The 25797-nt window shown below is 42.2% G+C and carries 43 protein-coding genes and 1 rRNA gene; 42 read left to right on the top strand and 2 right to left on the bottom strand.

Going from position 1 to position 25797, the window contains the following annotated elements; translation table 11 throughout:
- Positions 1 to 121 precede the first annotated feature (121 nt).
- From rpsJ to salA, 40 genes are all read left to right on the top strand, one after another.
- Positions 122 to 430 (top strand): 30S ribosomal protein S10, encoded by a 309-nt coding sequence (gene rpsJ, locus KHQ79_RS04485; protein ID WP_003156464.1) that lies wholly within the window; start codon positions 122 to 124, stop codon positions 428 to 430.
- Positions 431 to 469: 39 nt separating this feature from the next.
- On the top strand, positions 470 to 1099 hold the full coding sequence (rplC, locus tag KHQ79_RS04480; protein ID WP_003225791.1) for a 50S ribosomal protein L3: 630 nt from the start codon (positions 470 to 472) through the stop codon (positions 1097 to 1099).
- A 27-nt stretch (positions 1100 to 1126) separates the two neighbouring features.
- Complete coding sequence (gene rplD / locus KHQ79_RS04475) at positions 1127 to 1750, top strand: 50S ribosomal protein L4 (protein WP_003242004.1); 624 nt, start codon at positions 1127 to 1129, stop codon at positions 1748 to 1750.
- Positions 1750 to 2037 (top strand): 50S ribosomal protein L23, encoded by a 288-nt coding sequence (gene rplW / locus KHQ79_RS04470; RefSeq protein ID WP_003225793.1) that lies wholly within the window; start codon positions 1750 to 1752, stop codon positions 2035 to 2037. The genes rplD and rplW overlap by 1 nt, the downstream gene beginning before the upstream one ends.
- 31 nt (positions 2038 to 2068) lie before the next feature.
- Positions 2069 to 2902, top strand: a complete 834-nt coding sequence (rplB, locus tag KHQ79_RS04465) for a 50S ribosomal protein L2 (RefSeq protein ID WP_003225795.1) — start codon at positions 2069 to 2071, stop codon at positions 2900 to 2902.
- Positions 2903 to 2959: 57 nt separating this feature from the next.
- On the top strand, positions 2960 to 3238 hold the full coding sequence (gene rpsS, locus KHQ79_RS04460; protein WP_003156472.1) for a 30S ribosomal protein S19: 279 nt from the start codon (positions 2960 to 2962) through the stop codon (positions 3236 to 3238).
- Between the two features lie 16 nt (positions 3239 to 3254).
- Positions 3255 to 3596 carry a 50S ribosomal protein L22 gene (gene rplV, locus KHQ79_RS04455; RefSeq protein ID WP_003156475.1) on the top strand — a complete coding sequence of 114 codons (342 nt, stop codon included), beginning with the start codon at positions 3255 to 3257 and terminating at the stop codon, positions 3594 to 3596.
- A 3-nt stretch (positions 3597 to 3599) separates the two neighbouring features.
- Positions 3600 to 4256, top strand: coding sequence for a 30S ribosomal protein S3 (gene rpsC, locus KHQ79_RS04450; protein ID WP_003242001.1), 657 nt, complete (start codon positions 3600 to 3602; stop codon positions 4254 to 4256).
- A 1-nt stretch (position 4257) separates the two neighbouring features.
- Positions 4258 to 4692: a 50S ribosomal protein L16 gene (rplP, locus tag KHQ79_RS04445; RefSeq protein WP_003225801.1), complete on the top strand. Its 435-nt coding sequence runs from the start codon at positions 4258 to 4260 to the stop codon at positions 4690 to 4692.
- Positions 4682 to 4882, top strand: a complete 201-nt coding sequence (gene rpmC, locus KHQ79_RS04440; protein ID WP_003156482.1) for a 50S ribosomal protein L29 — start codon at positions 4682 to 4684, stop codon at positions 4880 to 4882. Before rplP ends, rpmC begins: the two co-directional genes overlap by 11 nt.
- Positions 4883 to 4904: 22 nt before the next feature.
- Positions 4905 to 5168 (top strand): 30S ribosomal protein S17, encoded by a 264-nt coding sequence (rpsQ, locus tag KHQ79_RS04435; RefSeq protein WP_003225804.1) that lies wholly within the window; start codon positions 4905 to 4907, stop codon positions 5166 to 5168.
- A 40-nt stretch (positions 5169 to 5208) separates the two neighbouring features.
- Positions 5209 to 5577, top strand: coding sequence for a 50S ribosomal protein L14 (gene rplN, locus KHQ79_RS04430; protein WP_003225805.1), 369 nt, complete (start codon positions 5209 to 5211; stop codon positions 5575 to 5577).
- A gap of 36 nt (positions 5578 to 5613) precedes the next feature.
- Complete coding sequence (gene rplX / locus KHQ79_RS04425) at positions 5614 to 5925, top strand: 50S ribosomal protein L24 (RefSeq protein WP_003156486.1); 312 nt, start codon at positions 5614 to 5616, stop codon at positions 5923 to 5925.
- A gap of 26 nt (positions 5926 to 5951) precedes the next feature.
- Positions 5952 to 6491, top strand: coding sequence for a 50S ribosomal protein L5 (gene rplE / locus KHQ79_RS04420; protein ID WP_003225809.1), 540 nt, complete (start codon positions 5952 to 5954; stop codon positions 6489 to 6491).
- A 22-nt stretch (positions 6492 to 6513) separates the two neighbouring features.
- The gene (gene rpsN, locus KHQ79_RS04415) at positions 6514 to 6699 is read left to right on the top strand and encodes a 30S ribosomal protein S14 (RefSeq protein WP_003156488.1); all 186 of its coding nucleotides are present in this window, start codon (positions 6514 to 6516) and stop codon (positions 6697 to 6699) included.
- A 31-nt stretch (positions 6700 to 6730) separates the two neighbouring features.
- Positions 6731 to 7129, top strand: coding sequence for a 30S ribosomal protein S8 (gene rpsH, locus KHQ79_RS04410; RefSeq protein WP_003241998.1), 399 nt, complete (start codon positions 6731 to 6733; stop codon positions 7127 to 7129).
- A 29-nt stretch (positions 7130 to 7158) separates the two neighbouring features.
- On the top strand, positions 7159 to 7698 hold the full coding sequence (rplF, locus tag KHQ79_RS04405) for a 50S ribosomal protein L6 (protein ID WP_003241996.1): 540 nt from the start codon (positions 7159 to 7161) through the stop codon (positions 7696 to 7698).
- A gap of 32 nt (positions 7699 to 7730) precedes the next feature.
- Entirely contained in the window at positions 7731 to 8093 is a 363-nt protein-coding gene (rplR, locus tag KHQ79_RS04400; protein ID WP_060397793.1) for a 50S ribosomal protein L18, read from the top strand.
- Between the two features lie 24 nt (positions 8094 to 8117).
- Positions 8118 to 8618, top strand: coding sequence for a 30S ribosomal protein S5 (rpsE, locus tag KHQ79_RS04395; protein ID WP_029316747.1), 501 nt, complete (start codon positions 8118 to 8120; stop codon positions 8616 to 8618).
- A gap of 13 nt (positions 8619 to 8631) precedes the next feature.
- Positions 8632 to 8811 (top strand): 50S ribosomal protein L30, encoded by a 180-nt coding sequence (gene rpmD, locus KHQ79_RS04390; RefSeq protein ID WP_003156497.1) that lies wholly within the window; start codon positions 8632 to 8634, stop codon positions 8809 to 8811.
- A 30-nt stretch (positions 8812 to 8841) separates the two neighbouring features.
- On the top strand, positions 8842 to 9282 hold the full coding sequence (gene rplO / locus KHQ79_RS04385; protein WP_003225819.1) for a 50S ribosomal protein L15: 441 nt from the start codon (positions 8842 to 8844) through the stop codon (positions 9280 to 9282).
- A 1-nt stretch (position 9283) separates the two neighbouring features.
- Positions 9284 to 10579 (top strand): preprotein translocase subunit SecY, encoded by a 1296-nt coding sequence (gene secY / locus KHQ79_RS04380; protein ID WP_019257282.1) that lies wholly within the window; start codon positions 9284 to 9286, stop codon positions 10577 to 10579.
- Positions 10580 to 10633: 54 nt separating this feature from the next.
- Positions 10634 to 11287 (top strand): adenylate kinase, encoded by a 654-nt coding sequence (locus KHQ79_RS04375; protein WP_003241987.1) that lies wholly within the window; start codon positions 10634 to 10636, stop codon positions 11285 to 11287.
- Positions 11284 to 12030, top strand: coding sequence for a type I methionyl aminopeptidase (gene map / locus KHQ79_RS04370; RefSeq protein ID WP_003225828.1), 747 nt, complete (start codon positions 11284 to 11286; stop codon positions 12028 to 12030). The genes KHQ79_RS04375 and map overlap by 4 nt, the downstream gene beginning before the upstream one ends.
- 311 nt (positions 12031 to 12341) lie before the next feature.
- The gene (gene infA / locus KHQ79_RS04365; protein ID WP_003156508.1) at positions 12342 to 12560 is read left to right on the top strand and encodes a translation initiation factor IF-1; all 219 of its coding nucleotides are present in this window, start codon (positions 12342 to 12344) and stop codon (positions 12558 to 12560) included.
- A 33-nt stretch (positions 12561 to 12593) separates the two neighbouring features.
- A complete protein-coding gene (gene rpmJ / locus KHQ79_RS04360) occupies positions 12594 to 12707 on the top strand; it encodes a 50S ribosomal protein L36 (RefSeq protein ID WP_003156543.1) in 114 nt (37 codons plus the stop codon).
- 22 nt (positions 12708 to 12729) lie between these two features.
- Positions 12730 to 13095 carry a 30S ribosomal protein S13 gene (rpsM, locus tag KHQ79_RS04355; protein WP_003235095.1) on the top strand — a complete coding sequence of 122 codons (366 nt, stop codon included), beginning with the start codon at positions 12730 to 12732 and terminating at the stop codon, positions 13093 to 13095.
- 20 nt (positions 13096 to 13115) lie between these two features.
- Positions 13116 to 13511 carry a 30S ribosomal protein S11 gene (gene rpsK, locus KHQ79_RS04350; protein ID WP_009966385.1) on the top strand — a complete coding sequence of 132 codons (396 nt, stop codon included), beginning with the start codon at positions 13116 to 13118 and terminating at the stop codon, positions 13509 to 13511.
- Between the two features lie 176 nt (positions 13512 to 13687).
- A complete protein-coding gene (locus KHQ79_RS04345) occupies positions 13688 to 14632 on the top strand; it encodes a DNA-directed RNA polymerase subunit alpha (protein WP_003225835.1) in 945 nt (314 codons plus the stop codon).
- A 77-nt stretch (positions 14633 to 14709) separates the two neighbouring features.
- Positions 14710 to 15072 carry a 50S ribosomal protein L17 gene (gene rplQ / locus KHQ79_RS04340; protein ID WP_003225836.1) on the top strand — a complete coding sequence of 121 codons (363 nt, stop codon included), beginning with the start codon at positions 14710 to 14712 and terminating at the stop codon, positions 15070 to 15072.
- A 130-nt stretch (positions 15073 to 15202) separates the two neighbouring features.
- Entirely contained in the window at positions 15203 to 16048 is an 846-nt protein-coding gene (locus KHQ79_RS04335; RefSeq protein ID WP_003241976.1) for an energy-coupling factor ABC transporter ATP-binding protein, read from the top strand.
- On the top strand, positions 16024 to 16893 hold the full coding sequence (locus tag KHQ79_RS04330) for an energy-coupling factor ABC transporter ATP-binding protein (protein WP_003241974.1): 870 nt from the start codon (positions 16024 to 16026) through the stop codon (positions 16891 to 16893). Before KHQ79_RS04335 ends, KHQ79_RS04330 begins: the two co-directional genes overlap by 25 nt.
- The gene (locus KHQ79_RS04325) at positions 16890 to 17687 is read left to right on the top strand and encodes an energy-coupling factor transporter transmembrane component T family protein (protein ID WP_019257284.1); all 798 of its coding nucleotides are present in this window, start codon (positions 16890 to 16892) and stop codon (positions 17685 to 17687) included. The genes KHQ79_RS04330 and KHQ79_RS04325 overlap by 4 nt, the downstream gene beginning before the upstream one ends.
- Before the next feature lie 9 nt (positions 17688 to 17696).
- Positions 17697 to 18440 (top strand): tRNA pseudouridine(38-40) synthase TruA, encoded by a 744-nt coding sequence (gene truA / locus KHQ79_RS04320; RefSeq protein WP_060397795.1) that lies wholly within the window; start codon positions 17697 to 17699, stop codon positions 18438 to 18440.
- Between the two features lie 161 nt (positions 18441 to 18601).
- A complete protein-coding gene (gene rplM / locus KHQ79_RS04315) occupies positions 18602 to 19039 on the top strand; it encodes a 50S ribosomal protein L13 (RefSeq protein WP_003241966.1) in 438 nt (145 codons plus the stop codon).
- A gap of 20 nt (positions 19040 to 19059) precedes the next feature.
- Positions 19060 to 19452, top strand: coding sequence for a 30S ribosomal protein S9 (rpsI, locus tag KHQ79_RS04310; RefSeq protein ID WP_004399691.1), 393 nt, complete (start codon positions 19060 to 19062; stop codon positions 19450 to 19452).
- Between the two features lie 507 nt (positions 19453 to 19959).
- The gene (locus KHQ79_RS04305; RefSeq protein ID WP_088111656.1) at positions 19960 to 20724 is read left to right on the top strand and encodes a class I SAM-dependent methyltransferase; all 765 of its coding nucleotides are present in this window, start codon (positions 19960 to 19962) and stop codon (positions 20722 to 20724) included.
- Positions 20725 to 20921: 197 nt separating this feature from the next.
- Entirely contained in the window at positions 20922 to 21365 is a 444-nt protein-coding gene (locus tag KHQ79_RS04300; protein WP_003241961.1) for a YbaK family protein, read from the top strand.
- Between the two features lie 59 nt (positions 21366 to 21424).
- Positions 21425 to 22138: an N-acetylmuramoyl-L-alanine amidase CwlD gene (gene cwlD, locus KHQ79_RS04295; protein ID WP_003241959.1), complete on the top strand. Its 714-nt coding sequence runs from the start codon at positions 21425 to 21427 to the stop codon at positions 22136 to 22138.
- A 95-nt stretch (positions 22139 to 22233) separates the two neighbouring features.
- Complete coding sequence (gene salA / locus KHQ79_RS04290) at positions 22234 to 23292, top strand: iron-sulfur carrier protein/transcriptional regulator SalA (RefSeq protein WP_003241957.1); 1059 nt, start codon at positions 22234 to 22236, stop codon at positions 23290 to 23292.
- Positions 23293 to 23329: 37 nt separating this feature from the next.
- On the opposite strand, the gene gerD is transcribed toward salA, so the two are convergent.
- The gene (gene gerD, locus KHQ79_RS04285) at positions 23330 to 23887 is read right to left on the bottom strand and encodes a spore germination lipoprotein GerD (RefSeq protein ID WP_003241955.1); all 558 of its coding nucleotides are present in this window, start codon (positions 23885 to 23887) and stop codon (positions 23330 to 23332) included.
- A gap of 109 nt (positions 23888 to 23996) precedes the next feature.
- Between gerD and kbaA the strand changes: the two genes are divergently transcribed.
- Complete coding sequence (gene kbaA, locus KHQ79_RS04280) at positions 23997 to 24593, top strand: KinB-signaling pathway activation protein (RefSeq protein WP_060397797.1); 597 nt, start codon at positions 23997 to 23999, stop codon at positions 24591 to 24593.
- A gap of 1 nt (position 24594) precedes the next feature.
- Here kbaA and pdaB read toward each other — a convergent pair whose 3' ends face one another.
- Positions 24595 to 25359: a polysaccharide deacetylase family sporulation protein PdaB gene (gene pdaB / locus KHQ79_RS04275; RefSeq protein WP_225514271.1), complete on the bottom strand. Its 765-nt coding sequence runs from the start codon at positions 25357 to 25359 to the stop codon at positions 24595 to 24597.
- A 351-nt stretch (positions 25360 to 25710) separates the two neighbouring features.
- Between pdaB and KHQ79_RS04270 the strand changes: the two genes are divergently transcribed.
- A 16S ribosomal RNA gene (locus tag KHQ79_RS04270) occupies positions 25711 to 25797 on the top strand; the annotation flags it as partial.

Here is a 25797-nt window from a genome sequence, read left to right as displayed (position 1 = left end):
TCTTTGACTGCGATGAAGTGAGAGGTTGCTGACACACCCGGCCGCTTTGCCATGGCAAGGTGTTCAGGTTTTTCTCACGGAGAACTGTCTAACTTGATGTAGGCGAAAAGGAGGGAAAATAATGGCAAAACAAAAAATTCGTATTCGTTTGAAAGCATATGATCATAGAATCCTTGATCAATCTGCAGAGAAGATTGTTGAAACGGCAAAACGTTCTGGTGCTAGCGTATCTGGTCCGATCCCGTTACCAACTGAAAAATCAGTTTACACAATCCTTCGTGCGGTGCACAAATACAAAGATTCTCGTGAGCAATTTGAAATGCGTACACATAAACGTTTAATCGATATTGTGAACCCAACACCACAAACTGTTGATGCTCTCATGCGATTAGACTTACCATCTGGTGTCGATATCGAAATCAAACTTTAATTCTAAAATATAGAATGATCTTAATAGGAGGTGTGACGAATGACCAAAGGAATCTTAGGAAGAAAAATTGGTATGACGCAAGTATTCGCTGAAAATGGTGATCTTATTCCGGTAACTGTTATCGAGGCTGCTCCAAACGTTGTTCTTCAAAAGAAATCAACTGAAAACGACGGTTATGAAGCAATCCAGCTTGGTTTTGACGACAAGCGTGAAAAGCTTTCTAACAAACCTGAAAAAGGGCACGTTGCAAAAGCGGAAACTGCTCCTAAGCGCTTCGTTAAAGAATTACGCGGAGTGGAAATGGATGCGTATGAAGTTGGTCAGGAAGTCAAGGTTGAAATTTTCTCTGCTGGAGAAATCGTAGATGTAACAGGAGTATCTAAAGGTAAAGGTTTCCAAGGTGCGATCAAGCGCCACGGACAATCTCGCGGACCTATGTCTCACGGTTCACGCTACCACCGTCGTCCTGGTTCAATGGGACCTGTAGATCCTAACCGTGTATTCAAAGGTAAATTGTTACCTGGACGTATGGGCGGAGAGCAAATCACTGTTCAAAACCTTGAAATCGTAAAAGTTGATGCAGAACGCAATCTTCTTTTGATCAAAGGTAACGTACCTGGTGCGAAGAAATCTTTAATCACTGTTAAAAGTGCTGTTAAATCTAAATAACTCTCTTAGGAAAGGAGGAAATTGATCATGCCAAAAGTAGCATTATACAACCAAAACGGTTCTACTGCTGGTGACATCGAATTAAACGCTTCTGTATTTGGTATCGAACCAAATGAGAGTGTTGTATTCGACGCTATTCTTATGCAAAGAGCTTCCTTACGTCAAGGATCTCATAAAGTAAAAAATCGTTCTGAAGTACGCGGCGGAGGTCGTAAACCATGGCGTCAAAAAGGTACTGGACGTGCCCGTCAAGGTTCTATCCGTTCACCGCAATGGCGCGGAGGTGGTGTCGTATTCGGCCCAACACCACGCAGCTATTCTTATAAATTACCTAAAAAAGTTCGCCGCTTGGCAATCAAATCAGTATTGTCTTCTAAAGTGAACGACAACAATATCATCGTTCTTGAAGATCTTACTCTTGATACGGCTAAAACAAAAGAAATGGCAGCTATCCTTAAAGGGTTATCTGTTGAGAAAAAAGCTTTAATCGTAACTGCGGATGCTAACGAAGCAGTGGCTTTATCTGCTCGCAACATTCCTGGAGTTACTGTAGTTGAAGCTAACGGAATCAACGTTTTAGACGTTGTCAACCACGAGAAGCTTCTGATTACAAAAGCAGCGGTTGAAAAAGTAGAGGAGGTGCTTGCATAATGAAAGATCCTCGTGATGTTCTAAAGCGCCCCGTCATTACTGAACGTTCTGCTGATTTAATGGCTGAAAAGAAATATACTTTTGAAGTTGATGTAAGAGCTAACAAAACAGAAGTGAAAGACGCGGTTGAAAGCATCTTTGGTGTGAAAGTTGACAAAGTCAACATCATGAACTACAAAGGTAAATCAAAACGTGTCGGACGCTACACTGGTATGACTAGCCGTCGCAGAAAAGCGATCGTAAAACTTACTGCAGACAGCAAAGAAATCGAAATTTTTGAAGCTTAATTATCTGTAAAAAGAAGGAGGGAAATTCAAAATGGCGATTAAAAAGTATAAACCGACCTCTAATGGACGTCGTGGCATGACAACTTCAGATTTTGCTGAAATCACGACTGACAAGCCGGAAAAATCCTTGCTTGCTCCCCTTCACAAAAAAGGCGGACGTAACAACCAAGGTAAATTGACTGTACGTCACCAAGGTGGCGGACATAAACGCCAATACCGTGTTATCGACTTCAAACGCGATAAAGATGGTATACCTGGACGCGTTGCTACAGTTGAATACGATCCAAACCGTTCAGCTAACATCGCTCTAATCAACTATGCAGACGGAGAAAAACGTTACATTCTTGCTCCTAAAGGAATTCAAGTGGGTACTGAAATCATGTCAGGTCCTGAAGCTGACATTAAAGTAGGTAATGCACTTCCACTTATCAACATCCCTGTTGGTACAGTTGTGCATAACATTGAATTAAAACCTGGTAAAGGCGGACAGCTCGTACGTTCAGCTGGTACATCTGCTCAGGTTCTTGGTAAAGAAGGTAAATACGTTCTTGTACGCCTTAACTCTGGAGAAGTTCGCATGATTCTTTCTGCTTGCCGTGCTTCTATCGGTCAAGTAGGTAACGAACAGCACGAACTTATCAACATTGGTAAAGCTGGACGTTCTCGCTGGAAAGGCATCCGTCCTACAGTTCGTGGTTCTGTAATGAACCCTAACGATCACCCACACGGTGGTGGTGAAGGACGTGCGCCAATCGGACGTAAATCACCAATGTCTCCATGGGGCAAACCGACTCTTGGATTCAAGACTCGTAAGAAAAAGAACAAATCCGATAAATTTATCGTACGTCGTCGTAAAAATAAATAACGGGGTTGTCTACGGTTCACTTCGGACCGTAGTGCAATCACGAAGGGAGGTTCCAAAATGGCTCGCAGCTTGAAAAAAGGACCATTTGTCGATGGACACTTGATGACAAAAATCGAGAAATTAAATGAAACAGACAAGAAACAAGTCGTAAAAACTTGGTCTCGTCGTTCTACTATTTTCCCACAGTTTATTGGTCACACAATCGCAGTCTATGACGGACGTAAACACGTGCCTGTATTCATCTCTGAAGATATGGTAGGGCACAAGTTGGGTGAATTCGCTCCAACTCGTACGTACAAAGGTCATGCTAGTGATGACAAAAAAACAAGACGCTAAGAGAGGAGGCTTTTAAATGCAAGCTAAAGCTGTTGCAAGAACAGTCCGTATTGCTCCTCGTAAAGCACGTCTAGTAATGGACCTGATTCGAGGCAAGCAAGTAGGTGAGGCAGTATCAATCTTGAACCTTACACCAAGAGCTGCTTCTCCAATTATCGAGAAAGTATTAAAATCCGCTATTGCAAATGCTGAGCATAACTATGAAATGGACGCTAACAACCTGGTTATTTCTCAAGCATTCGTTGACGAAGGCCCTACGTTAAAAAGATTCCGCCCACGTGCTATGGGACGTGCGAGCCAAATCAACAAACGTACGAGCCACATTACAATCGTTGTATCAGAAAAGAAGGAGGGATAAGTAGTGGGTCAAAAGGTAAATCCAGTCGGTCTTCGTATCGGAGTCATTCGTGATTGGGAATCTAAGTGGTACGCTGGTAAAGATTACGCTGACTTCCTGCACGAAGATTTAAAAATTCGTGAATACATTAGCAAACGCCTTTCTGACGCTTCTGTTTCTAAAGTAGAAATCGAGCGTGCAGCAAACCGCGTTAACATTACGATCCACACAGCTAAGCCTGGTATGGTTATCGGTAAAGGCGGTTCTGAAGTTGAAGCACTTCGCAAAGCCCTTAACAGCCTTACTGGCAAGCGTGTACACATTAACATTCTTGAAATCAAAAGAGCAGATCTTGATGCACAGCTAGTTGCTGACAACATCGCTCGTCAATTAGAAAACCGTGTTTCTTTCCGCCGTGCACAGAAACAACAAATCCAACGTACTATGCGCGCTGGAGCACAAGGTGTGAAAACAATGGTTTCTGGTCGTCTTGGCGGTGCAGATATCGCTCGTTCTGAATACTACAGTGAAGGAACTGTTCCATTGCACACATTACGTGCGGACATTGACTATGCAACATCAGAAGCTGATACTACTTACGGTAAGCTTGGTGTAAAAGTCTGGATCTATCGTGGAGAGGTTCTTCCTACTAAGAAGAAAACTGAGGAAGGAGGAAAATAATATGTTATTACCAAAACGCGTTAAATATCGCAGAGAGCATCGCGGAAAAATGCGTGGCCGTGCGAAAGGCGGTACTGAAGTACATTTCGGTGAGTTCGGTATCCAAGCTCTTGAAGCTTCTTGGATCACTAACCGTCAAATCGAAGCTGCACGTATTGCGATGACTCGTTACATGAAACGTGGCGGTAAAGTTTGGATCAAAATTTTCCCTTCTAAACCTTACACTGCTAAACCACTTGAGGTACGTATGGGATCCGGTAAAGGGGCTCCAGAAGGTTGGGTAGCTGTTGTAAAACCGGGCAAAGTTTTATTTGAAATTTCTGGTGTGTCTGAAGAGGTTGCTCGTGAAGCGCTTCGTCTTGCATCTCACAAATTGCCAATTAAAACGAAGTTCGTAAAACGTGAAGAAATTGGTGGTGAATCAAATGAAAGCTAATGAAATTCGTGACCTTACCACTGCTGAAATTGAACAAAAAGTAAAGTCTCTTAAAGAAGAACTTTTCAATCTTCGCTTTCAATTAGCGACAGGACAACTTGAAAATACTGCTCGCATTCGTGAAGTGCGCAAAGCTATCGCGCGCATGAAAACTGTGATTCGTGAAAGAGAAATTGCTGCTAATAAATAATCACTGAGGGGAGGTCGTGAGCATGAGCGAACGTAACCAACGCAAAGTTTACCAAGGCCGTGTTGTTTCTGACAAAATGGATAAAACCATCACTGTTGTTGTTGAAACATACAAAAAACATACACTTTACGGTAAACGCGTAAAATACTCAAAAAAATTCAAAGCACATGATGAAAATAATCAAGCTAAAATCGGTGACATCGTAAAGATCATGGAAACTCGTCCATTGTCTGCAACTAAGCGTTTCCGTCTAGTTGAAGTTGTCGAAGAAGCTGTTATTATCTAATAAAGTTCGGAATTCTTTTTCCGAAGGGAGGTAACAAATAATGATTCAACAAGAGACTCGTTTAAAAGTAGCTGACAACTCTGGCGCACGTGAAGTACTTACTATTAAAGTTCTTGGTGGTTCTGGACGTAAAACAGCTAACATTGGTGATGTAATTGTTTGCACGGTTAAACAAGCAACACCAGGAGGCGTTGTCAAAAAAGGTGAAGTCGTAAAAGCTGTTATCGTTCGCACGAAAAGCGGAGCGCGCAGAAGTGACGGTTCATACATCAGCTTCGATGAGAATGCATGTGTTATCATCCGTGACGACAAGAGCCCACGCGGAACTCGTATCTTCGGACCAGTTGCTCGTGAATTGCGTGAAAACAACTTTATGAAAATTGTTTCTCTAGCTCCAGAAGTTATCTAATGAAATAAATGCCTTACTCAAGGAGGTGCGATCAGGATGCATGTAAAAAAAGGCGATAAAGTTATGGTTATCTCTGGTAAAGATAAAGGCAAACAAGGAACAATCCTTGCTGCTTTCCCTAAAAAGGACCGCGTTTTAGTTGAAGGTGTTAACATGGTAAAGAAACACTCTAAACCAACTCAAGCTAACCCTCAAGGCGGTATTTCTAATCAAGAGGCGCCAATTCATGTATCAAACGTTATGCCGCTCGATCCTAAAACAGGTGAAGTGACTCGCGTAGGATACAAAGTGGAAGATGGCAAAAAAGTTCGTGTTGCAAAAAAATCTGGGCAAGTTCTAGATAAATAGTATTAAAAGGAAGGGAGGTCTATCTCATGAACCGCCTTAAAGAAAAGTACAATAAAGAAATTGCACCTGCTTTAATGACTAAGTTCAACTATGATTCAGTCATGCAAGTGCCTAAAATCGAAAAAATCGTAATCAACATGGGTGTTGGTGACGCTGTTCAAAACGCGAAAGCAATCGACAGTGCTGTTGAAGAATTAACGTTTATCGCAGGTCAAAAACCTGTCGTTACTCGTGCGAAGAAATCAATTGCTGGATTCCGTCTTCGTGAGGGAATGCCTATCGGTGCGAAAGTAACTCTTCGCGGAGAGCGCATGTATGATTTCCTTGATAAACTTATTTCTGTATCTTTACCGCGTGTACGTGACTTCCGCGGGGTTTCTAAAAAATCTTTCGACGGTCGCGGTAACTACACACTTGGTATCAAAGAACAGTTAATCTTCCCTGAAATTGACTACGATAAAGTAACAAAGGTTCGCGGAATGGACATCGTTATCGTAACAACTGCTAATACTGACGAAGAAGCTCGTGAGCTATTAACTCAAGTAGGTATGCCGTTCCAGAAATAATCAATGAAAGGGAGGCGAAATCGTGGCTAAAAAGTCTATGATTGCGAAACAACAACGTACACCAAAGTTTAAAGTACAAGAGTACACACGCTGTGAACGCTGCGGACGTCCGCATTCAGTCATTCGTAAATTTAAACTTTGCCGTATTTGTTTCCGTGAGCTTGCATATAAAGGACAAATTCCTGGCGTGAAAAAAGCCAGCTGGTAATCCCCAAGAAAGGGAAGGAGGTAATTATATAATGGTTATGACAGATCCAATTGCAGATATGCTAACTCGTATTCGCAATGCAAACATGGTACGTCATGAGAAGCTTGAAATTCCTGCTTCTAAATTGAAAAGAGAAATTGCTGAAATTTTAAAGCGTGAAGGTTTCATTCGTGACGTTGAGTTCGTAGAAGACAGCAAACAAGGTATCATCCGCGTTTTCTTGAAATACGGACAAAACAACGAGCGCGTTATCACTGGTCTTAAAAGAATCAGCAAACCTGGTTTGCGTGTTTATGCTAAATCAAATGAAGTACCTCGCGTACTTAACGGTCTTGGAATCGCGATTATTTCTACATCACAAGGTGTTTTAACGGACAAAGAAGCCCGTGCAAAACAAGCTGGTGGAGAAGTTCTAGCATACGTTTGGTAAGAAGTTTAACATGAATGGAGGTGTTTGGTATGTCTCGTGTAGGTAAGAAGTTACTTGAGATTCCTTCTGATGTTACAGTAACGTTAAACGATAACAACACTGTAGCTGTGAAAGGACCAAAAGGAGAATTAACTCGTACGTTTCACCCTGATATGGAAATTAAAGTAGAGGACAATGTGCTTACAGTCACTCGTCCTTCTGATCAAAAAGAGCACCGTGCACTGCATGGTACAACTCGCAGTCTGCTTGGCAACATGGTTGAAGGTGTATCTAAAGGATTTGAAAGAGGTTTGGAATTAGTCGGTGTCGGTTACCGTGCGTCTAAATCCGGAAATAAACTTGTTTTAAACGTTGGATACTCTCACCCTGTTGAGATCGTTCCTGAAGAAGGCATCGAAATCGAAGTTCCTTCTCAAACTAAAGTAGTTGTAAAAGGTACAGACAAAGAACGTGTAGGAGCTATTGCTGCTAACATCCGCGCTGTACGTTCTCCAGAGCCTTACAAAGGTAAAGGAATCCGCTACGAAGGTGAAGTTGTTCGCCGCAAAGAAGGTAAATCTGCTAAGTAAGATCGCTTAAAGTGAAGAAAGGAGTGACCTAGATGATAACGAAAACTAGCAAAAATGCTGCTCGTCTTAAAAGACACGCTCGTGTTCGCGCTAAACTTTCCGGTACTGCTGAAAGACCGCGTCTGAACGTTTTCCGTTCTAACAAGCACATTTACGCTCAAATCATCGATGATGTAAATGGTGTTACACTTGCTAGTGCATCTACTCTCGATAAAGACTTGAACGTTGAAAGCACTGGAGATACTTCTGCTGCTACTAAAGTTGGAGAATTAGTTGCAAAACGCGCTGCTGAAAAAGGCGTTTCTGAAGTAGTATTTGACCGTGGCGGATACTTATACCATGGACGTGTAAAAGCTTTGGCTGATGCCGCTCGTGAAGCTGGACTTAAATTTTAATAAAAGAAGGAGGGACACATGATTATGCGTCGTATTGACCCAAGCAAATTAGAGTTAGAAGAACGCTTAGTTACGGTTAACCGCGTAGCGAAAGTTGTTAAAGGTGGTCGTCGTTTCCGCTTCGCAGCTCTAGTCGTTGTCGGTGACAAAAACGGACACGTAGGATTCGGTACTGGTAAAGCACAAGAAGTACCAGAAGCGATCCGCAAAGCTGTTGAAGATGCGAAAAAGAATTTAATTGAAGTACCAATGGTTGGAACTACAATTCCACATGAAATCATCGGACGTTTCGGTGCAGGTAACATCTTGTTAAAACCTGCTTCTGAAGGTACTGGAGTTATCGCTGGAGGCCCTGTACGTGCGGTACTTGAGCTTGCTGGTGTATCTGACATCCTTTCTAAGTCTTTAGGTTCTAACACACCGATCAACATGATTCGTGCAACACTTCAAGGCTTAAGTGAACTTAAGCGTGCTGAAGAGGTTGCGAAGCTTCGTGGAAAATCTGTAGAAGAACTGTTAGGATAAGGAGGGAACATTAATGGCTAAATTAGAAATTACCCTCAAACGAAGTGTAATCGGTCGCCCGGAAGATCAACGCGTTACTGTTAGAACGCTTGGTTTAAAGAAAACAAACCAAACTGTTGTTCATGAAGACAACGCTGCGATCCGTGGCATGATTAATAAAGTATCTCATTTAGTTTCTGTTAAAGAACAATAAAAATAATTGATCGGATAAGGAGGTGTCCTAATGAAACTTCATGAATTAAAACCTTCAGAAGGTTCACGCAAAACGCGTAATCGCGTAGGTCGTGGTATTGGTTCTGGCAACGGTAAAACAGCTGGTAAAGGTCACAAAGGTCAAAACGCTCGTTCTGGCGGCGGTGTACGCCCAGGATTCGAGGGGGGACAAATGCCTTTATTCCAACGTCTTCCTAAACGCGGTTTTACTAACATCAACCGCAAGGAATACGCTGTAGTCAACCTAGACAAATTGAACGGTTTTGCAGAAGGAACGGAAGTCACTCCTGAACTTCTTCTTGAGACTGGTGTTATTAGCAAACTTAATGCAGGAGTAAAGATTCTTGGCAACGGTAAATTAGAGAAAAAATTAACTGTAAAAGCCAATAAATTCTCTGCTTCTGCGAAAGAAGCTGTTGAAGCTGCTGGCGGTACAGCTGAGGTGATCTAACTTGTTTAAAACAATCTCCAACTTTATGCGTGTGAGTGATATCAGGAATAAAATCATATTCACTTTACTCATGCTTATCGTCTTTCGCATAGGTGCGTTTATTCCTGTGCCTTATGTTAACGCTGAAGCGTTACAGGCACAGTCTCAAATGGGTGTTTTTGATCTCCTTAATACATTTGGCGGCGGTGCGCTTTACCAATTCTCCATTTTTGCAATGGGAATTACTCCTTATATCACGGCTTCGATCATCATTCAGCTGCTTCAGATGGATGTTGTACCGAAGTTTACCGAGTGGTCTAAGCAAGGTGAAGTTGGCCGCCGTAAATTAGCTCAGTTCACAAGGTACTTTACGATTGTGCTTGGTTTCATCCAGGCGTTAGGTATGTCATACGGATTCAACAATCTGGCAAACGGTATGCTGATTGAAAAATCCGGTATATCGACTTATCTCATCATTGCTTTAGTGCTCACTGGCGGAACTGCCTTTTTAATGTGGCTTGGAGAACAAATTACGTCTCATGGAGTAGGCAACGGAATATCGATCATTATCTTCGCGGGGATTGTGGCTAGTATTCCAAAAACGATTGGACAAATATATGAGACTCAATTTGTCGGCAGCAACGATCAGTTGTTTATTCATATTGTGAAAGTCGCACTTCTTGTGATTGCGATTTTAGCAGTTATTGTTGGAGTTATTTTCATTCAGCAAGCCGTACGGAAAATTGCGATTCAATATGCTAAAGGCACAGGTCGTTCACCTGCTGGCGGTGGTCAGTCTACACACCTTCCATTGAAAGTGAACCCTGCAGGGGTTATTCCTGTAATCTTTGCGGTTGCGTTTTTGATAACGCCGCGGACGATCGCGTCATTCTTTGGAACAAACGATGTGACAAAGTGGATTCAAAACTACTTTGATAATACGCATCCGGTGGGTATGGCGATATATGTTGCGTTGATTATTGCCTTTACGTACTTTTATGCTTTTGTACAGGTTAATCCTGAACAAATGGCTGATAACCTTAAAAAACAGGGTGGCTATATCCCGGGGGTTCGTCCAGGGAAAATGACTCAAGATAGAATTACGAGCATTTTGTATCGACTTACGTTTGTGGGTTCTATATTCTTAGCCGTGATTTCCATTCTTCCTATCTTTTTCATTCAATTCGCTGGATTGCCTCAAAGTGCACAAATTGGCGGAACATCTTTGTTAATTGTTGTCGGGGTAGCCTTGGAGACAATGAAACAACTAGAAAGCCAGTTGGTGAAACGAAACTACCGTGGATTTATGAAAAACTAGAGGAAATGGATTTATCCATTCCCTCTTAATAAAGAGAGGACGGGGGAAATCCGAATGAACTTAGTCTTAATGGGGCTTCCTGGTGCCGGTAAAGGCACACAGGGCGAACGAATTGTTGAGGATTATGGGATTCCTCATATCTCAACAGGAGATATGTTCCGTGCTGCTATGAAAGAAGAAACACCACTCGGACTCGAAGCAAAATCTTATATCGATAAGGGAGAGCTCGTACCTGACGAAGTCACAATCGGAATTGTAAAAGAAAGACTTGGCAAAGACGATTGTGAAAGAGGTTTTCTTCTGGACGGATTTCCGCGAACAGTCGCTCAAGCCGAAGCTCTTGAAGAAATTCTTGAGGAATACGGCAAGCCGATTGATTATGTCATTAACATTGAAGTCGACAAAGATGCTCTGATGGAGCGTCTGACTGGACGCAGAATTTGCAGTGTTTGCGGCACAACCTATCATTTAGTCTTTAATCCGCCGAAAACGCCGGGTATTTGTGATAAAGACGGAGGCGAACTCTATCAACGGGCAGATGATAATGAGGAAACCGTCTCTAAACGGCTTGAGGTAAACATGAAGCAAACTCAGCCTTTACTCGATTTCTATTCTGAGAAAGGGTATCTTGCAAACGTGAATGGCCAACAGGACATTCAAGACGTTTATGCAGATGTGAAGGATCTTCTTGGAGGATTAAAAAAATGATTATCTGTAAAACCCCACGTGAACTTGGTATCATGCGGGAAGCAGGGCGAATCGTGGCTTTAACTCATGAAGAGCTAAAAAAGCACATTAAACCAGGAATCTCGACAAAAGAATTGGATCAAATTGCCGAACGTTTTATTAAGAAGCAGGGTGCAATCCCATCTTTTAAGGGGTATAATGGGTTTCGCGGGAGCATTTGCGTATCAGTTAATGAAGAACTCGTTCACGGCATTCCTGGCAGCAGGGTGCTGAAGGACGGTGACATCATCAGTATTGATATCGGTGCTAAATTAAATGGTTATCATGGTGACTCTGCATGGACATATCCGGTAGGAAACATCAGCGATGATGACAAAAAACTTCTGGAAGTGACAGAGGAGTCTTTATATAAAGGCTTGCAGGAAGCAAAACCAGGTGAACGTTTGTCGAATATTTCCCACGCAATACAAACGTATGTCGAAAATGAGCAGTTTTCAGTTGTTAGGGAGTATGTCGGACATGGTGTTGGTCAAGACTTGCATGAGGACCCGCAAATTCCTCATTACGGTCCGCCCAACAAAGGACCACGGCTCAAACCTGGCATGGTTCTCGCTATTGAACCTATGGTGAACGCTGGCAGCCGCTACGTGAAAACATTGGCTGATAACTGGACGGTTGTAACGGTAGATGGGAAAAAGTGTGCTCATTTTGAACATACGATTGCGATTACGGAAACGGGTTTTGATATACTGACGAGAGTCTAGGTGATGAAAATAATTCTGAAGACAGATGTTTTTCCGGCTTGATAGGGCAGAAAGTTTGGATGAACATTGGCAGGACCGAATTCACCTTGCCGTTGTCATTGGGATTGTTGACCATCATCAATGTACTAACAGCAGACGGAGAAATGCGTACATTACATTCTCCTAAGAAAAAGAATATCAATCATTTAACCCTTTATGATTGCGTATCTCCGGAAGTTCAGAACAGTATAAACGAAACAGGGCGTGTGACAAACTTCTTTTGAAATTTGTCAGAAAGCAAGTTACTGATTTGAAGAAGGGAGAACACTTGAATGGCGAAAGACGATGTAATTGAAGTGGAAGGTACGATAGTCGAAACACTGCCAAACGCGATGTTCAAAGTTGAACTTGAAAATGGCCACACTGTTTTGGCTCACGTATCTGGTAAAATCCGCATGCACTTCATTCGCATTTTACCTGGAGACAAAGTTACGGTAGAATTATCTCCATATGACTTAACTCGTGGCAGGATTACGTACCGTTACAAATAAAGCACTCCGGAAACTGAAGGAGGTTGGAAACACATGAAAGTGAGACCATCAGTTAAACCAATCTGCGAAAAATGTAAAGTTATTCGCAGAAAAGGAAAAGTAATGGTGATCTGTGAAAATCCAAAGCATAAACAAAAACAAGGATAATTTATAAGGAGGTGCCCAGAGAATGGCTCGTATTGCTGGTGTAGATATCCCACGTGACAAACGTGTTGTTATTTCTTTAACATACATCTTCGGAATTGGCCGCACAACGGCTCAGCAAGTTTTAAAAGAAGCTGGAGTTTCAGAAGATACTCGTGTGCGCGATCTTACTGAAGAAGAACTTGGTAAAATCCGTGATATTATTGACAAACTGAAAGTAGAAGGTGACCTTCGCCGTGAAGTTTCTCTTAATATCAAACGTCTGATCGAAATCGGAAGCTACCGCGGAATCCGTCATCGCAGAGGATTACCTGTTCGCGGACAAAACTCTAAAAACAATGCGCGTACTCGTAAAGGTCCGCGTCGTACTGTAGCTAACAAGAAAAAATAAGTAAGGGAGGTTCTTAAACAATGGCTGCTGCTCGTAAATCTAACACGCGTAAACGTCGCGTGAAAAAGAATATTGAGTCTGGAATTGCTCATATTCGTTCAACTTTCAATAACACGATCGTTACGATCACTGACACTCATGGTAATGCTATTTCTTGGTCTAGTGCCGGAGCTTTAGGATTCAGAGGTTCTCGTAAATCTACTCCTTTTGCTGCACAAATGGCTGCAGAAACAGCTGCTAAAGGTTCAATCGAACATGGTCTTAAAACTCTAGAGGTTACTGTTAAAGGACCTGGTTCAGGCCGTGAAGCTGCAATCCGTGCACTTCAAGCTGCTGGACTAGAAGTCACTGCTATCAGAGACGTAACTCCTGTTCCTCATAACGGATGCCGTCCACCAAAACGTCGCCGCGTGTAATTTGTTTGTATAGATTTTGTGTCCCTGTCAATAATGGGTTATGATACAGTTATTTATGAAACGAATGCACCGACTCGTTGCCTGAGCACATACGGGACTAAACAATGGGGAATTTCGGATGGAATCTCATATGATTCTATTCGAGGTTTCGACGTTTTGAAGGAGGGTTTTAAGTAATGATCGAGATTGAAAAACCAAAAATCGAAACGGTTGAAATCAGCGACGATGCCAAATTTGGTAAGTTTGTCGTAGAGCCACTTGAGCGTGGATATGGTACAACTCTGGGTAACTCCTTACGTCGTATCCTCTTATCCTCACTCCCTGGTGCCGCTGTAACATCAATCCAGATAGATGGTGTACTGCACGAATTCTCGACAATTGAAGGCGTTGTGGAAGATGTTACAACGATTATCTTACACATTAAAAAGCTTGCATTGAAAATCTACTCTGATGAAGAGAAGACGCTAGAAATTGATGTACAGGGTGAAGGAACTGTAACGGCAGCTGATATTACACACGATAGTGATGTAGAGATCTTAAATCCTGATCTTCATATCGCAACTCTTGGTGAGAATGCGAGTTTCCGAGTTCGCCTTACTGCTCAAAGAGGACGTGGGTATACGCCTGCTGACGCAAACAAGAGAGACGATCAGCCAATCGGCGTGATTCCGATCGATTCTATCTATACGCCAGTTTCTCGTGTATCTTATCAGGTAGAGAACACTCGTGTAGGCCAAGTTGCAAACTATGATAAACTTACACTTGATGTTTGGACTGATGGAAGCACTGGACCGAAAGAAGCCATTGCGCTTGGTTCAAAGATTTTAACTGAACACCTTAATATATTCGTTGGTTTAACTGACGAAGCTCAGCATGCTGAAATCATGGTTGAAAAAGAAGAAGATCAAAAAGAGAAAGTTCTTGAAATGACAATTGAAGAATTGGATCTTTCTGTTCGCTCTTACAACTGCTTAAAGCGTGCGGGTATTAACACGGTTCAAGAGCTTGCGAACAAGACGGAAGAAGATATGATGAAAGTTCGTAATCTAGGACGCAAATCACTTGAAGAAGTGAAAGCGAAACTAGAAGAACTTGGACTCGGACTTCGCAAAGACGATTGACTAGTTTCCCTTGTGAACTAGGATTTTCGTGTGTTTATTATTCAGATACAGCATTTCAATAAAGGAGGGGACATCACATGTCATACAGAAAACTAGGACGTACGAGTGCACAGCGTAAAGCTATGCTTCGTGATCTTACAACTGATTTGATCATCAACGAAAGAATCGAAACAACTGAAACACGTGCGAAAGAACTTCGCTCTGTAGTTGAAAAAATGATCACGCTTGGCAAACGCGGTGATCTTCACGCTCGCCGTCAAGCTGCTGCATACATCCGCAACGAGGTTGCAAACGAAGAAAATAACCAAGATGCACTTCAAAAATTATTCTCTGACATTGCAACTCGTTACGAGGAGCGCCAAGGTGGATACACACGTATTATGAAGCTTGGTCCTCGCCGTGGTGACGGAGCACCAATGGCAATTATCGAATTGGTTTAATCACATATTTTTTGTGTATCTAAAGAAGGGCGGGACAGTTTCTAACTGGATCTATGCCCTTTTTTTAGATACTGCAACTTTTTATATAGAGAGAAAAGCAGAGCATTAGCTGAGAGGAGGCCGGTTTTCCATGAATCAAAATCAGTTGATATCGGTAGAGGATATCGTTTTTCGATATCGGAAAGACGCAGAAAGACGAGCACTAGACGGCGTCTCCCTGCAGGTGTATGAGGGTGAATGGCTTGCAATTGTAGGTCATAACGGTTCAGGGAAATCAACACTGGCTCGGGCATTGAATGGTTTAATCCTTCCTGAATCAGGCGACATAAAGGTTGCCGGGATTCAATTGACAGAGGATTCGGTTTGGGAAGTGCGTAAGAAAATAGGTATGGTCTTTCAAAATCCGGATAACCAATTTGTCGGAACGACAGTTCGCGATGATGTGGCTTTTGGTTTAGAAAACAATGGTGTACCGCGGGAAGAAATGATTGAGAGAGTAGACTGGGCAGTAAAACAGGTGAATATGCAAGATTTTCTCGATCAAGAGCCGCACCATCTCTCCGGAGGCCAAAAGCAGAGAGTTGCGATTGCGGGGGTTATTGCCGCACGTCCTGATATTATTATCTTAGATGAAGCAACATCTATGCTTGACCCGATCGGGCGAGAAGAAGTGCTTGAAACGGTAAGACATTTAAAGGAGCAGGGCATGGCGACTGTCATTTCAATCACACATGATCTGGATGAGGCAGCAAAAGCAGACAGGATCATTGTCATGAATGGCGGTAAAAAATATGCCGAAGGGCTGCCTGAAGAGATTTTTAAATTGAATAAGGAACTTGTTCAAATCGGGCTTGATTTACCCTTCTCATTCCAGCTTAGCCAGCTTTTAAGAGAAAATGGACTGGCTTTGGAAGAAAATCATTTGACCCAGGAAGGGCTGGTGAAAGAGCTATGGACATTACAATCAAAGATGTAGAGCATCGTTATCAGATGAAGACGCCGTTTGAGCGCCTTGCACTGTATGATATCAATGCATCGATTAAAGAAGGCAGCTATGTAGCTGTTATCGGGCATACAGGCTCTGGTAAGTCCACTCTTCTTCAGCACTTGAACGGTCTTTTGAAGCCGACGAAGGGACAGATATCACTAGGCAGCACTGTTATTCAGGCAGGGAAAAAGAATAAAGAGCTGAAAACCCTTCGTAAAAAAGTCGGAATCGTTTTCCAATTTCCTGAGCATCAATTATTCGAAGAAACAGTTCTAAAAGATATTTCGTTCGGACCGATGAATTTTGGTGTGAAAAAAGAGGATGCTGAACAAAGGGCAAGAGAGATGCTGAAGCTTGTAGGTTTATCAGAAGAGCTTCTGGACAGATCGCCTTTTGAATTAAGTGGAGGGCAAATGCGCAGAGTTGCGATTGCCGGCGTACTTGCAATGGATCCTGAAGTGCTTGTTCTTGATGAACCGACTGCAGGATTGGACCCAAGAGGGCGAAAAGAGATTATGGACATGTTTTATGAGCTTCATCAACGGGGGAACCTGACGACGATCCTTGTGACACACAGCATGGAGGATGCAGCCGCATACGCTGATGAAATGATTGTCATGCATAAAGGCACGATCCAAGCATCAGGCAGTCCGCGTGATTTATTTTTAAAAGGTGAAGAGATGGCTGGCTGGGGGCTGGATCTTCCGGAAACGATAAAATTCCAAAGACAGCTGGAAGCTGCACTAGGTGTCAGATTTAAAGAGCCTATGCTCACAATTGAAGATGCCGCTGCTGAAATCCGTGCTCTTTTTCAGGGGGAGAAGACCTTATGATGGACAGCATGATTATCGGCAAGTATGTACCGGGCTCTTCACTTGTACATCGGCTTGACCCAAGAACAAAGCTTATCACGATCTTTTTATTTGTCTGTATCGTATTCCTAGCCAATAATGTGCAGACATATGCGCTGCTTGGATTATTTACAGTAGGCGTCGTTTCATTAACAAGAGTTCCTTTCTCTTTTTTAATGAAAGGGTTAAAGCCTATCATCTGGATTGTCCTATTTACGTTCCTGCTTCACATTTTAATGACACATGAAGGGCCGGTTATCTTTCAATTAGGCGTTTTCAAAATCTACGAGGGCGGTTTGGTTCAAGGGATATTCATTTCTCTTAGATTCGTCTATCTGATTTTAATCACAACCCTATTAACGCTGACGACAACACCGATTGAGATTACTGATGGAATGGAGCAGCTGCTGAATCCATTGAAAAAAATAAAGCTTCCTGTTCACGAGCTCGCTCTTATGATGTCAATTTCTTTGCGGTTTATTCCGACCTTGATGGAGGAGACAGATAAGATCATGAAGGCTCAGATGGCGCGAGGCGTTGACTTTACAAGCGGACCTGTCAAAGACAGAGTGAAGGCTATTGTCCCGCTTCTTGTCCCTCTCTTCGTCAGTGCATTCAAACGCGCCGAAGAGCTTGCTGTGGCAATGGAAGCAAGGGGCTATCAAGGCGGAGAGGGACGTACGAAATACAGAAAGCTGGTATGGACAGGAAAAGACACTTCTGTCATTGTCAGCTTGATGATTTTGGCTGCTTTGTTATTTTTCTTAAGGACTTAGAGGTGCTGTATGAGACTGAAATGCACGATTTCTTATGACGGACATTTGTTTAATGGATATCAGGTGCAGCCGGGCAAAAGAACGGTTCAGGATGAGCTTGAGAAGGCTTTGGCTGTCCTGCATAAGTCGAAAGACAGAATTCCGGTCGTTTCGTCTGGAAGAACAGACAGCGGGGTTCACGCAGCCGGACAGGTGATTCATTTTGATACTTCGCTGTCTATCCCGGCGGAGAGATGGCCGTATGCCTTAAATGCACTGCTTCCGGACGATATCGCAGTCAAACAGGCAGAAATTGCGGATGATGGGTTCCATGCACGATTTAGCGCAGTCAAAAAAGAATATCGCTACTTTGTATACACGGAGAAACACCCGGACGTATTTAAACGGCATTACGCTTACCATTTTTCATATCACCTTAATGTGCAGAACATGAGAGAAGCGGCAAAGCATCTTATAGGGACACATGATTTTACAAGCTTTTGCGCGACTAAAACAGAAGTACAGGACAAGGTAAGAACGATTTACGAACTTGATTGGACTGAGACGGATGACGGTCTGCAAATGCGGATCACAGGCAGCGGTTTCTTATATAATATGGTCAGAATTATTGCGGGTACTTTGCTTGATGCAGGTATTGGAAAAATTTCTCCCGCTGATGTGAAATCCATGCTGGAAGCGAAGGATCGCGAAGCGGCAGGGCGCACAGCACCGGGGCATGGGCTATATTTATGGAACGTTTACTATGACAACTAAACCAGGTGTATAATATTTTCTTGACAGAGTCTGCATAAAGTTATAAGATATCATATGGTATGTATTTCAACCCCACGATAAGCCCCGGAACTTATTGTGTTGTGAAATAGAACGTAATCGAAGTTTATTGAAAATGACAGATCATTTAGGAGGGAAATTCAATGCGTACAACACCTATGGCTAACGCAAGTACTATTGAACGCAAGTGGTTAGTTGTTGATGCTGCTGGCAAGACTTTAGGTCGTCTTTCTTCAGAAGTTGCAGCTATCCTTCGCGGAAAACACAAACCAACTTACACACCACACGTTGATACTGGAGATCATGTGATCATCATCAACGCTGAAAAAATCGAGTTAACTGGTAAAAAGTTAACTGACAAAATCTACTACCGTCACACTCAACATCCAGGCGGATTAAAATCAAGAACTGCTCTTGAAATGCGTACAAACTACCCTGAGAAAATGCTTGAGCTTGCTATCAAAGGCATGCTTCCAAAAGGTTCTCTAGGTCGTCAAATGTTCAAAAAATTGAACGTATACCGTGGTTCTGAGCATCCACACGAAGCACAAAAACCTGAAGTTTACGAACTTCGCGGTTAATTAAAAAGGAGGTTACCAATTTGGCACAGGTTCAATATTACGGTACTGGCCGTCGTAAAAGCTCTGTAGCGCGTGTGCGTTTAGTTCCAGGAGAAGGTCGTATCGTCGTTAATAATCGTGAAATCAGCGAACACATCCCATCTGCAGCTCTAATCGAAGATATCAAACAACCATTAACTTTGACTGAAACAGCTGGAACTTATGATGTTTTAGTAAACGTACATGGAGGCGGCTTATCTGGTCAAGCTGGAGCAATCCGTCACGGTATCGCTCGTGCTTTGCTTGAAGCAGATCCAGAATACCGTACAACTCTTAAACGTGCAGGTCTTCTGACTCGTGACGCTCGTATGAAAGAACGTAAAAAATACGGTCTTAAAGGCGCTCGTCGTGCACCTCAGTTCTCAAAACGTTAATTTTACGTTTTCAAAGCTCTCGACCCTGTGTTGGGAGCTTTTTTATTTTCATAAAATGCCCATATGCAATTCTTGGCATACCCCCGCATTCAGTAAAAATAAATAAATGAACGCTTAATGAAGTCTAAGCAAATTGCTTGATTATAAACAGCCCTGTTGTAATAATCATGGTATCTTTCATTTTCATTACCAGCTAATTTACTTGAATGATGATTGGAAAGGTGGTCAAAGTTTTTAATGGCCATGTCGCCAATCCAGTTCATTTTAACAACTGGTCTCCCACCTGTTCAATCTCACAGCTGATTCTTCATCTGTCCGGATGAATATTAGTTCTTCACTAATGACATCATTTGATGAGATAAGTGTAAATCTTTTGACGTAAATCACATATCTCCTTTGTGATTTTTTTGCGTTTTTATGAATTTTTTTCTAAATATGCAAAGGGAAAGCGATATCAATCTAGAAATATTTGTTATACTCTATACAATAAAATAAGGAGAACGATTCATGAATGCGTTAAAACATAATAGCAAAGCCTGGGATCAAAAAGTAGAAGTAGGCAATGAATGGACTGTTGCTGTTGAGCAGCATGTCATCGAACAAGCGAAAAAAGGCAATTGGGATATAAGGGTAACACCAATGAAAGATGTTCCGAAGGATTGGTTTCCCCCTGTCAAAGGACTAAAGGTGCTTTGTTTAGCATCAGGAGGCGGCCAGCAAGGTCCGATTTTGGCAGCTGCAGGAGCGGATGTCACTGTATTAGATAACTCGGAAAAACAGCTGGACCAGGATAGAATGGTTGCTGAACGCGACGGCCTCACAATACATACTGTCAAAGGAAGCATGGACGATCTCAGTCAATTTCAGGATGAATCATTTGACGTCATTGTACATCCTGTTGCCAATGTTTTTGTTGAGAATGTCCTCCCGGTCTGGAAGGAAGCGCACCGAGTACTGAAAAGAAACGGCGCCCTAATTTCAGGTTTTGTAAATCCAGTCGTATTCCTATTTGATGTAGAGTTAGAACAGCAAGGTATTCTAAAAGTAAAACACTCCATTCCATATGCCGACTCAGAAGATCTTCCAAAACATAAAGTGAAAAAACTGATTGAAAATAATGAGGCTCTGGAATTCGGCCATTCTCTAGAAGACCAAATCAAGGGCCAAATTGATGCCGGTTTTATCGTCACTGGTTTTTATGAAGATAAAGGCGGGTTTGTATTGGACCAATATATTCATACATATTCTGCAACAAGAAGCGTGAAATTATGAAAAGCAGCGACCTATTAGAGGAGCTGCTTTTTTAGTAATCACTTGCAGAACGCTTGTTCCGAACCCTGTAGAAAGCTGCTAAATCCTCTTCTTTTTATCAATCTCTGCACCTTCATTTGGGCGAATTTCCAACCGAATTCGGGCATGGTTTCACCATCCAAACCTCAAAATAACCGGTAAAAGGAGAGTGAATTTGTATGGCAGAGGTACTGTCTTTTATGGATGTGAAACGCCAAAAGGATTTTGAATTAGAAAAGAACTTGCTCAAAGAACTCTCTCTGAGGCAAATCATTCAGTCTGTTAAAGACTGTCTGGAACCATTATTTCCGTTTTTACATGATGAAAGAGATATTATTAGCGAAGGCTGTATTGATTTTGCTATAGAAGCTTATTTGTTAGGCGGACGTTTTGGGATATTCGGCTATTACGGAGAATCCATGCAGAGCATCAGTGCGCGCTCAGCAAGAGAAGAAGAAGAGCTTCGTCTGGAGTTTTTTGATTATCTTTATAATTGGATACACGAGCAATACGCAACATTTGATAAAAATACGGTCTATGAAGCAGCATGCAAGTTCATTAAAGACTGGTGGACAGAGGGATTTGTCCAAAGAGAAAAACAGTGTAAGCTTCGCATGCGATAATCATATTTCCCGGCCCTGTCCCATAGTTATGTAATAACGGACAAGCGGGAGGGGAAGGGATGAGGAAAAAGCTTAAATGGCTCAGTTTTTTGCTAGGCTTCATCGTATTACTATTTCTATTCAAGTATCAGTTCAGCAATAACGATTCTTGGAAGCCGTGGAGCCTGCCCTTGAGCGGGAAAATTATATATCTAGATCCAGGTCATGGCGGGCCTGACGGCGGAGCAGTCGGCGGAAAGATGTTAGAGAAGGATGTAACCTTGGAAGTGGCCTTTAGAGTCAGGGATTACCTTCAGGAACAAGGAGCGCTTGTCATCATGACCAGGGAAAGTGATACCGATCTAGCTCCAGAAGGAACGAAGGGCTACAGCAGACGAAAAGCGGAAGACTTAAGACAGCGAGTCAAATTAATAAACCATTCAGAGGCTGAACTCTATATCAGCATTCACCTCAATGCGATTCCATCACAAAAGTGGAGCGGAGCCCAAAGCTTTTATTACGGAAAATATGCGGAAAATGAGAAAGTCGCAAAATACATTCAGGATGAATTGAGAAGAAACCTGGAAAACACAACCCGGAAGGCAAAGCGGATTCATGGTATCTACTTAATGCAAAACGTCACCAAACCGGGGGCACTTGTAGAAGTCGGATTTTTATCCAATCCAAGCGAAGCAATGCTGCTCGGGAAACCGAAATACCAGGACAAGGTGGCATCTTCCATATATAAAGGCATTTTGCGATATTTCACAGAAAAAGGAGACCCTCCTGAGTAAAGGAGGGTTTTCGTATGGTTCTAAGCATAAGACACCCGCCATTTATGTATGATATAATAATGATTGTAAACGAATACACAAAAGGGTGAGGTTCGATGATAAGAGAAGATGAAGTAAGAAAACTAGTCGGTGAAATGCGCGAACCTTTTCTTCAAAGACCTCTGGGAGAATTGGATGCCGTTAAGGAAATTAAAATAAAGCCTGAAAAACGGCATGTCAGTGTAAAAGTCGCTCTTGCCAAAACCGGAACTGCAGAGCAAATGCAGATTCAGCAAGAGATCGTAAACGTCTTAAAAGGGGCAGGCGCTGAGACGGTCGGCCTTCGATTTGAAGAGCTGCCTGAAGAAACGGTTGCTAAATTCCGGGCGCCGTCAGCTGAGAAAAAAACACTGTTAAATATGGATAACCCGCCAGTCTTTCTTGCTGTAGCAAGCGGAAAAGGCGGCGTAGGCAAGTCTACTGTGTCAGTAAACCTTGCTATTTCTCTGGCTCGTCTTGGGAAAAAGGTCGGTTTAATTGATGCTGATATTTATGGCTTCAGTGTGCCGGATATGATGGGTATCACTGTGCGTCCAACCATTGAGGGAGAGAAACTTCTTCCTGTTGAACGCTTCGGGGTAAAGGTGATGTCAATGGGCTTTTTTGTAGAAGAAAATGCACCTGTCGTATGGAGAGGCCCGATGCTTGGCAAAATGCTGAATAACTTTTTCCACGAAGTAGAGTGGGGAGAAGTAGACTATATCGTTCTTGATCTTCCGCCTGGGACAGGGGACGTTGCTCTCGATGTACATACAATGCTTCCGAGCTGCAAAGAAATCATCGTATCGACGCCGCATCCAACAGCTGCTTTTGTCGCGGCCAGAGCGGGCTCTATGGCGATTAAAACCGATCATGAGGTTGTTGGTGTCATAGAGAACATGGCTTATTATGAAAGCGCAAAGACTGGGGAAAGAGAATATGTCTTTGGTAAAGGCGGCGGAGATAAACTAGCTGAGGAACTAAACGTGCCTTTGCTCGGCAGAATCCCGTTGAAACAGCCTGATTGGGATAAGGATCAATTTGCGCCGTCTGTTTATGACGAAAATCATCCCATCGGAGAAATATACCAGGACATTGCAAAAAAAATAATTGCAAAAATGTCAGTGCAAGTATAAAAAAGGCGAACCGGGATTCTATATCCCGGCCTTCCCTTTATTCACTTTCTTTAGCAGTATCTTTTGCTGCTTTTTTCAGCTCATCTTCGAACTGTTTTTTGTAAAGCGGGCTAGAAAGTGTTTCGTTAATAACCTCTTCTAAATAACTTCGGAATTCTTGGCTTTTTGCAAGTTCGCTGTACTTTTTATTCATGCCCGGATCCTGCATAACGCCCATCAGCATCTTCTGGTAATCCGGATCCTTCATCAGTTTTTTAATCACTTTTTCATGCTCAGTCTGAAGAGTTTTGGCAAAGCCTTCAGCAAAATCAGTGTCTTCAAAGATGTTTTTCCAAAATTCTTCACCTTTTTTAGAGGTGAGTGTTTTTTCTATTGTTCCTTTAATCGCATCTTGGTCAATCACCAGCGCTTCATTCATCGCATCATCGTTTAATAATTCCTTAATGGCTTTCTTTCCATCATCAGTTTTTAATATATCAACAACCATTTTTTTGGTCTGATCATAGTCCATATCCGCTGCTTGGTCTTTTGGAGCGCAAGCTGTTACAGATAATAACAAAAAACAGCTCATCAATAGCGTTTTGGCTTTTGACATGCTTAAGCTCCTTTCACATACTTGTCTTACTTTTAATATGATTCATCTGTTTGGATTTATACATAACAAAATATCGCGGTCTGCGATTTTTGAGGGGATGAATAAAGAAATGAAAAGCCGTGGTCTAGTTCGTTTTTTCTTTTCTATTTTAGCTGTCGGAGCGCTTATCACGAGTATTGTGGGTTTTGCTTTAAAATGGGGAGAATATAGGGGGCTGTTTCTTGCTTTCGAAGCGGGACAGATTTTCTCTGTTTTATTTTGGTTTATCGGAGTAGGCATGATTTTCAGTGTGATCAGCCAAATGGGCTTTTTCGTGTTTTTAACAGTTCACCGGTTTGCACTTGAGATATTAAGATCCTCATCATTGTGGAATTTGCTTCAGTTATTTTTCATCCTGTTTGTTGCTTTTGATCTCATGTACGTGCGTTTTTTATTTTTTGGAGAGAGCGGAGAATCGATGGCTGGTTATGCGTGGTTACCGGTATTTTTGTTGATCTTTGGGGTGATTACAGCTTATATAAAGCAAAAGCAGTCCTCTAGAAAAACGTTTGTGTCATCGTTGTTTTTGATGGTTGTGATTACTGCATTAGAATGGTTCCCTGCATTAAGAGTAAATGATGAGGACTGGCTTTATTTAATGCTTTTTCCGTTAATGGCGTGCAATGCTTTCCAGTTGCTGATGCTGCCGAAGTTTGCAGCGAAGTAAATTACTTTACCTCTGCGGATTTGGCATCAGAATTTGCAATGAGATCACCTACGGTTACATTTTTTAATCCTTTTTCTTTCAGCTGATGGATGATATCAGGCAGCGCTTCTTCTGTTTGTTTTGCCGAGTCGGAGGCGTGTAAAAGAATAATGTCGCCTCCTGAAACTTGCTTGGTCACATTGTCGATGATTTTCTCAACGCCGGGATTTGTCCAATCTTGAGAGTTTACACTGTAATGAACGACTGTGTAATTGTATTGCTTTGCGACCGTGAGAACATTCTTATTGAATTGTCCTGTAGGGGGTCTTAATAGCTGTATGTCTTTGATCCCTAACTTTTCAAAAGCAGTTTGCGCACGGTTAATATCCTTTTTTATTTCGCTGCTCTCTAAATTGGCATAGTTTTTATAGGCGTAGCCCATGCTCCCTATTTGATGGCCATCCTTTACGATACGCGCTACTGTGTCGGGGTGGCGTTCTGCCCAAGAAGCGGAAAGGAAAAACGTCGCATTTTTAATCCCGTTTGCTTTCAGAGTATTAAGTATAGGTTCTGCTCTCTCGTCACCCCAGCTGATATCGAAAGTAAGTGAAATATCTTTTGAGTCTGTTTCTCCTTTATAAATGGCTTTAGGTCCGGTGTCAGTTGAAAACACGGGAAGCGGGACAGCTCTTTGGATATAAAAAAAGCTGGCTGCTGCAAATGCGGCGATAAGTATAATGATAAATTGTTTCACTCGTTTAATGTGCCACACATAGAAGTGATTCACTGATGATGCCTCCTTATCTTGTCCATCATTCTTGTGTTACATCTTATGAGCATGGCCAATTGAATATAACCGATAAAATGTCTCTTCACATACAGCTTAAATTAGGTGTTGACCTTTTGATAATATCCGTGATATATTATTATTCGTCGCTGATAAACAGCCGACAACAATTAAAAGCTTCATTAAATGCTTTGAAAAAAGTTGTTGACTTAAAAGAAGCTAAATGTTATAGTAATAAAGCTGCTTCGTTAAGCGGCAGTAATGATCTTTGAAAACTAAACAAGACAAAACGTACCTGTTAATTCATTTTTAATAAATCGCACAGCGATGTGCGTAGTCAGTCAAACTACTTTATCGGAGAGTTTGATCCTGGCTCAGGACGAACGCTGGCGGCGTGCCTAATACATGCAAGTCGAGCGGACAGATGGGAGCTTGCTC

It is taken from the genome of Bacillus sp. TSO22 (genome assembly GCF_020223595.1).
GTDB lineage: Bacteria > Bacillota > Bacilli > Bacillales > Bacillaceae > Bacillus > Bacillus inaquosorum.
The sequence above is the reverse complement of the archived record's forward strand: the minus strand, read 5'-3'. Positions and strand labels throughout refer to the sequence as shown.

Coding starts and splice junctions, on each gene's coding strand:
- rplD (WP_003242004.1), top strand. CDS start 1,127: ATGCCAAAAGTAGCATTATACAACCAAAACGGTTCTACTGCTGGTGAC.
- salA (WP_003241957.1), top strand. CDS start 22,234: ATGATAAGAGAAGATGAAGTAAGAAAACTAGTCGGTGAAATGCGCGAA.
- KHQ79_RS04325 (WP_019257284.1), top strand. CDS start 16,890: ATGATGGACAGCATGATTATCGGCAAGTATGTACCGGGCTCTTCACTT.
- rplB (WP_003225795.1), top strand. CDS start 2,069: ATGGCGATTAAAAAGTATAAACCGACCTCTAATGGACGTCGTGGCATG.
- rpmJ (WP_003156543.1), top strand. CDS start 12,594: ATGAAAGTGAGACCATCAGTTAAACCAATCTGCGAAAAATGTAAAGTT.
- KHQ79_RS04305 (WP_088111656.1), top strand. CDS start 19,960: ATGAATGCGTTAAAACATAATAGCAAAGCCTGGGATCAAAAAGTAGAA.
- rpsE (WP_029316747.1), top strand. CDS start 8,118: ATGCGTCGTATTGACCCAAGCAAATTAGAGTTAGAAGAACGCTTAGTT.
- truA (WP_060397795.1), top strand. CDS start 17,697: ATGAGACTGAAATGCACGATTTCTTATGACGGACATTTGTTTAATGGA.
- rpsJ (WP_003156464.1), top strand. CDS start 122: ATGGCAAAACAAAAAATTCGTATTCGTTTGAAAGCATATGATCATAGA.
- rplX (WP_003156486.1), top strand. CDS start 5,614: ATGCATGTAAAAAAAGGCGATAAAGTTATGGTTATCTCTGGTAAAGAT.
- KHQ79_RS04345 (WP_003225835.1), top strand. CDS start 13,688: ATGATCGAGATTGAAAAACCAAAAATCGAAACGGTTGAAATCAGCGAC.
- rplM (WP_003241966.1), top strand. CDS start 18,602: ATGCGTACAACACCTATGGCTAACGCAAGTACTATTGAACGCAAGTGG.
- kbaA (WP_060397797.1), top strand. CDS start 23,997: ATGAAAAGCCGTGGTCTAGTTCGTTTTTTCTTTTCTATTTTAGCTGTC.
- cwlD (WP_003241959.1), top strand. CDS start 21,425: ATGAGGAAAAAGCTTAAATGGCTCAGTTTTTTGCTAGGCTTCATCGTA.
- gerD (WP_003241955.1), bottom strand. CDS start 23,887: ATGTCAAAAGCCAAAACGCTATTGATGAGCTGTTTTTTGTTATTATCT.
- rplV (WP_003156475.1), top strand. CDS start 3,255: ATGCAAGCTAAAGCTGTTGCAAGAACAGTCCGTATTGCTCCTCGTAAA.
- rpsM (WP_003235095.1), top strand. CDS start 12,730: ATGGCTCGTATTGCTGGTGTAGATATCCCACGTGACAAACGTGTTGTT.
- KHQ79_RS04335 (WP_003241976.1), top strand. CDS start 15,203: ATGAATCAAAATCAGTTGATATCGGTAGAGGATATCGTTTTTCGATAT.
- rplN (WP_003225805.1), top strand. CDS start 5,209: ATGATTCAACAAGAGACTCGTTTAAAAGTAGCTGACAACTCTGGCGCA.
- infA (WP_003156508.1), top strand. CDS start 12,342: ATGGCGAAAGACGATGTAATTGAAGTGGAAGGTACGATAGTCGAAACA.
- rpsK (WP_009966385.1), top strand. CDS start 13,116: ATGGCTGCTGCTCGTAAATCTAACACGCGTAAACGTCGCGTGAAAAAG.
- map (WP_003225828.1), top strand. CDS start 11,284: ATGATTATCTGTAAAACCCCACGTGAACTTGGTATCATGCGGGAAGCA.
- rplQ (WP_003225836.1), top strand. CDS start 14,710: ATGTCATACAGAAAACTAGGACGTACGAGTGCACAGCGTAAAGCTATG.
- rplR (WP_060397793.1), top strand. CDS start 7,731: ATGATAACGAAAACTAGCAAAAATGCTGCTCGTCTTAAAAGACACGCT.
- rplF (WP_003241996.1), top strand. CDS start 7,159: ATGTCTCGTGTAGGTAAGAAGTTACTTGAGATTCCTTCTGATGTTACA.
- rplP (WP_003225801.1), top strand. CDS start 4,258: ATGTTATTACCAAAACGCGTTAAATATCGCAGAGAGCATCGCGGAAAA.
- rpmC (WP_003156482.1), top strand. CDS start 4,682: ATGAAAGCTAATGAAATTCGTGACCTTACCACTGCTGAAATTGAACAA.
- rpsQ (WP_003225804.1), top strand. CDS start 4,905: ATGAGCGAACGTAACCAACGCAAAGTTTACCAAGGCCGTGTTGTTTCT.
- KHQ79_RS04330 (WP_003241974.1), top strand. CDS start 16,024: ATGGACATTACAATCAAAGATGTAGAGCATCGTTATCAGATGAAGACG.
- rpsS (WP_003156472.1), top strand. CDS start 2,960: ATGGCTCGCAGCTTGAAAAAAGGACCATTTGTCGATGGACACTTGATG.
- rplW (WP_003225793.1), top strand. CDS start 1,750: ATGAAAGATCCTCGTGATGTTCTAAAGCGCCCCGTCATTACTGAACGT.
- rpmD (WP_003156497.1), top strand. CDS start 8,632: ATGGCTAAATTAGAAATTACCCTCAAACGAAGTGTAATCGGTCGCCCG.
- rplO (WP_003225819.1), top strand. CDS start 8,842: ATGAAACTTCATGAATTAAAACCTTCAGAAGGTTCACGCAAAACGCGT.
- KHQ79_RS04300 (WP_003241961.1), top strand. CDS start 20,922: ATGGCAGAGGTACTGTCTTTTATGGATGTGAAACGCCAAAAGGATTTT.
- rplE (WP_003225809.1), top strand. CDS start 5,952: ATGAACCGCCTTAAAGAAAAGTACAATAAAGAAATTGCACCTGCTTTA.
- rpsH (WP_003241998.1), top strand. CDS start 6,731: ATGGTTATGACAGATCCAATTGCAGATATGCTAACTCGTATTCGCAAT.
- KHQ79_RS04375 (WP_003241987.1), top strand. CDS start 10,634: ATGAACTTAGTCTTAATGGGGCTTCCTGGTGCCGGTAAAGGCACACAG.
- rplC (WP_003225791.1), top strand. CDS start 470: ATGACCAAAGGAATCTTAGGAAGAAAAATTGGTATGACGCAAGTATTC.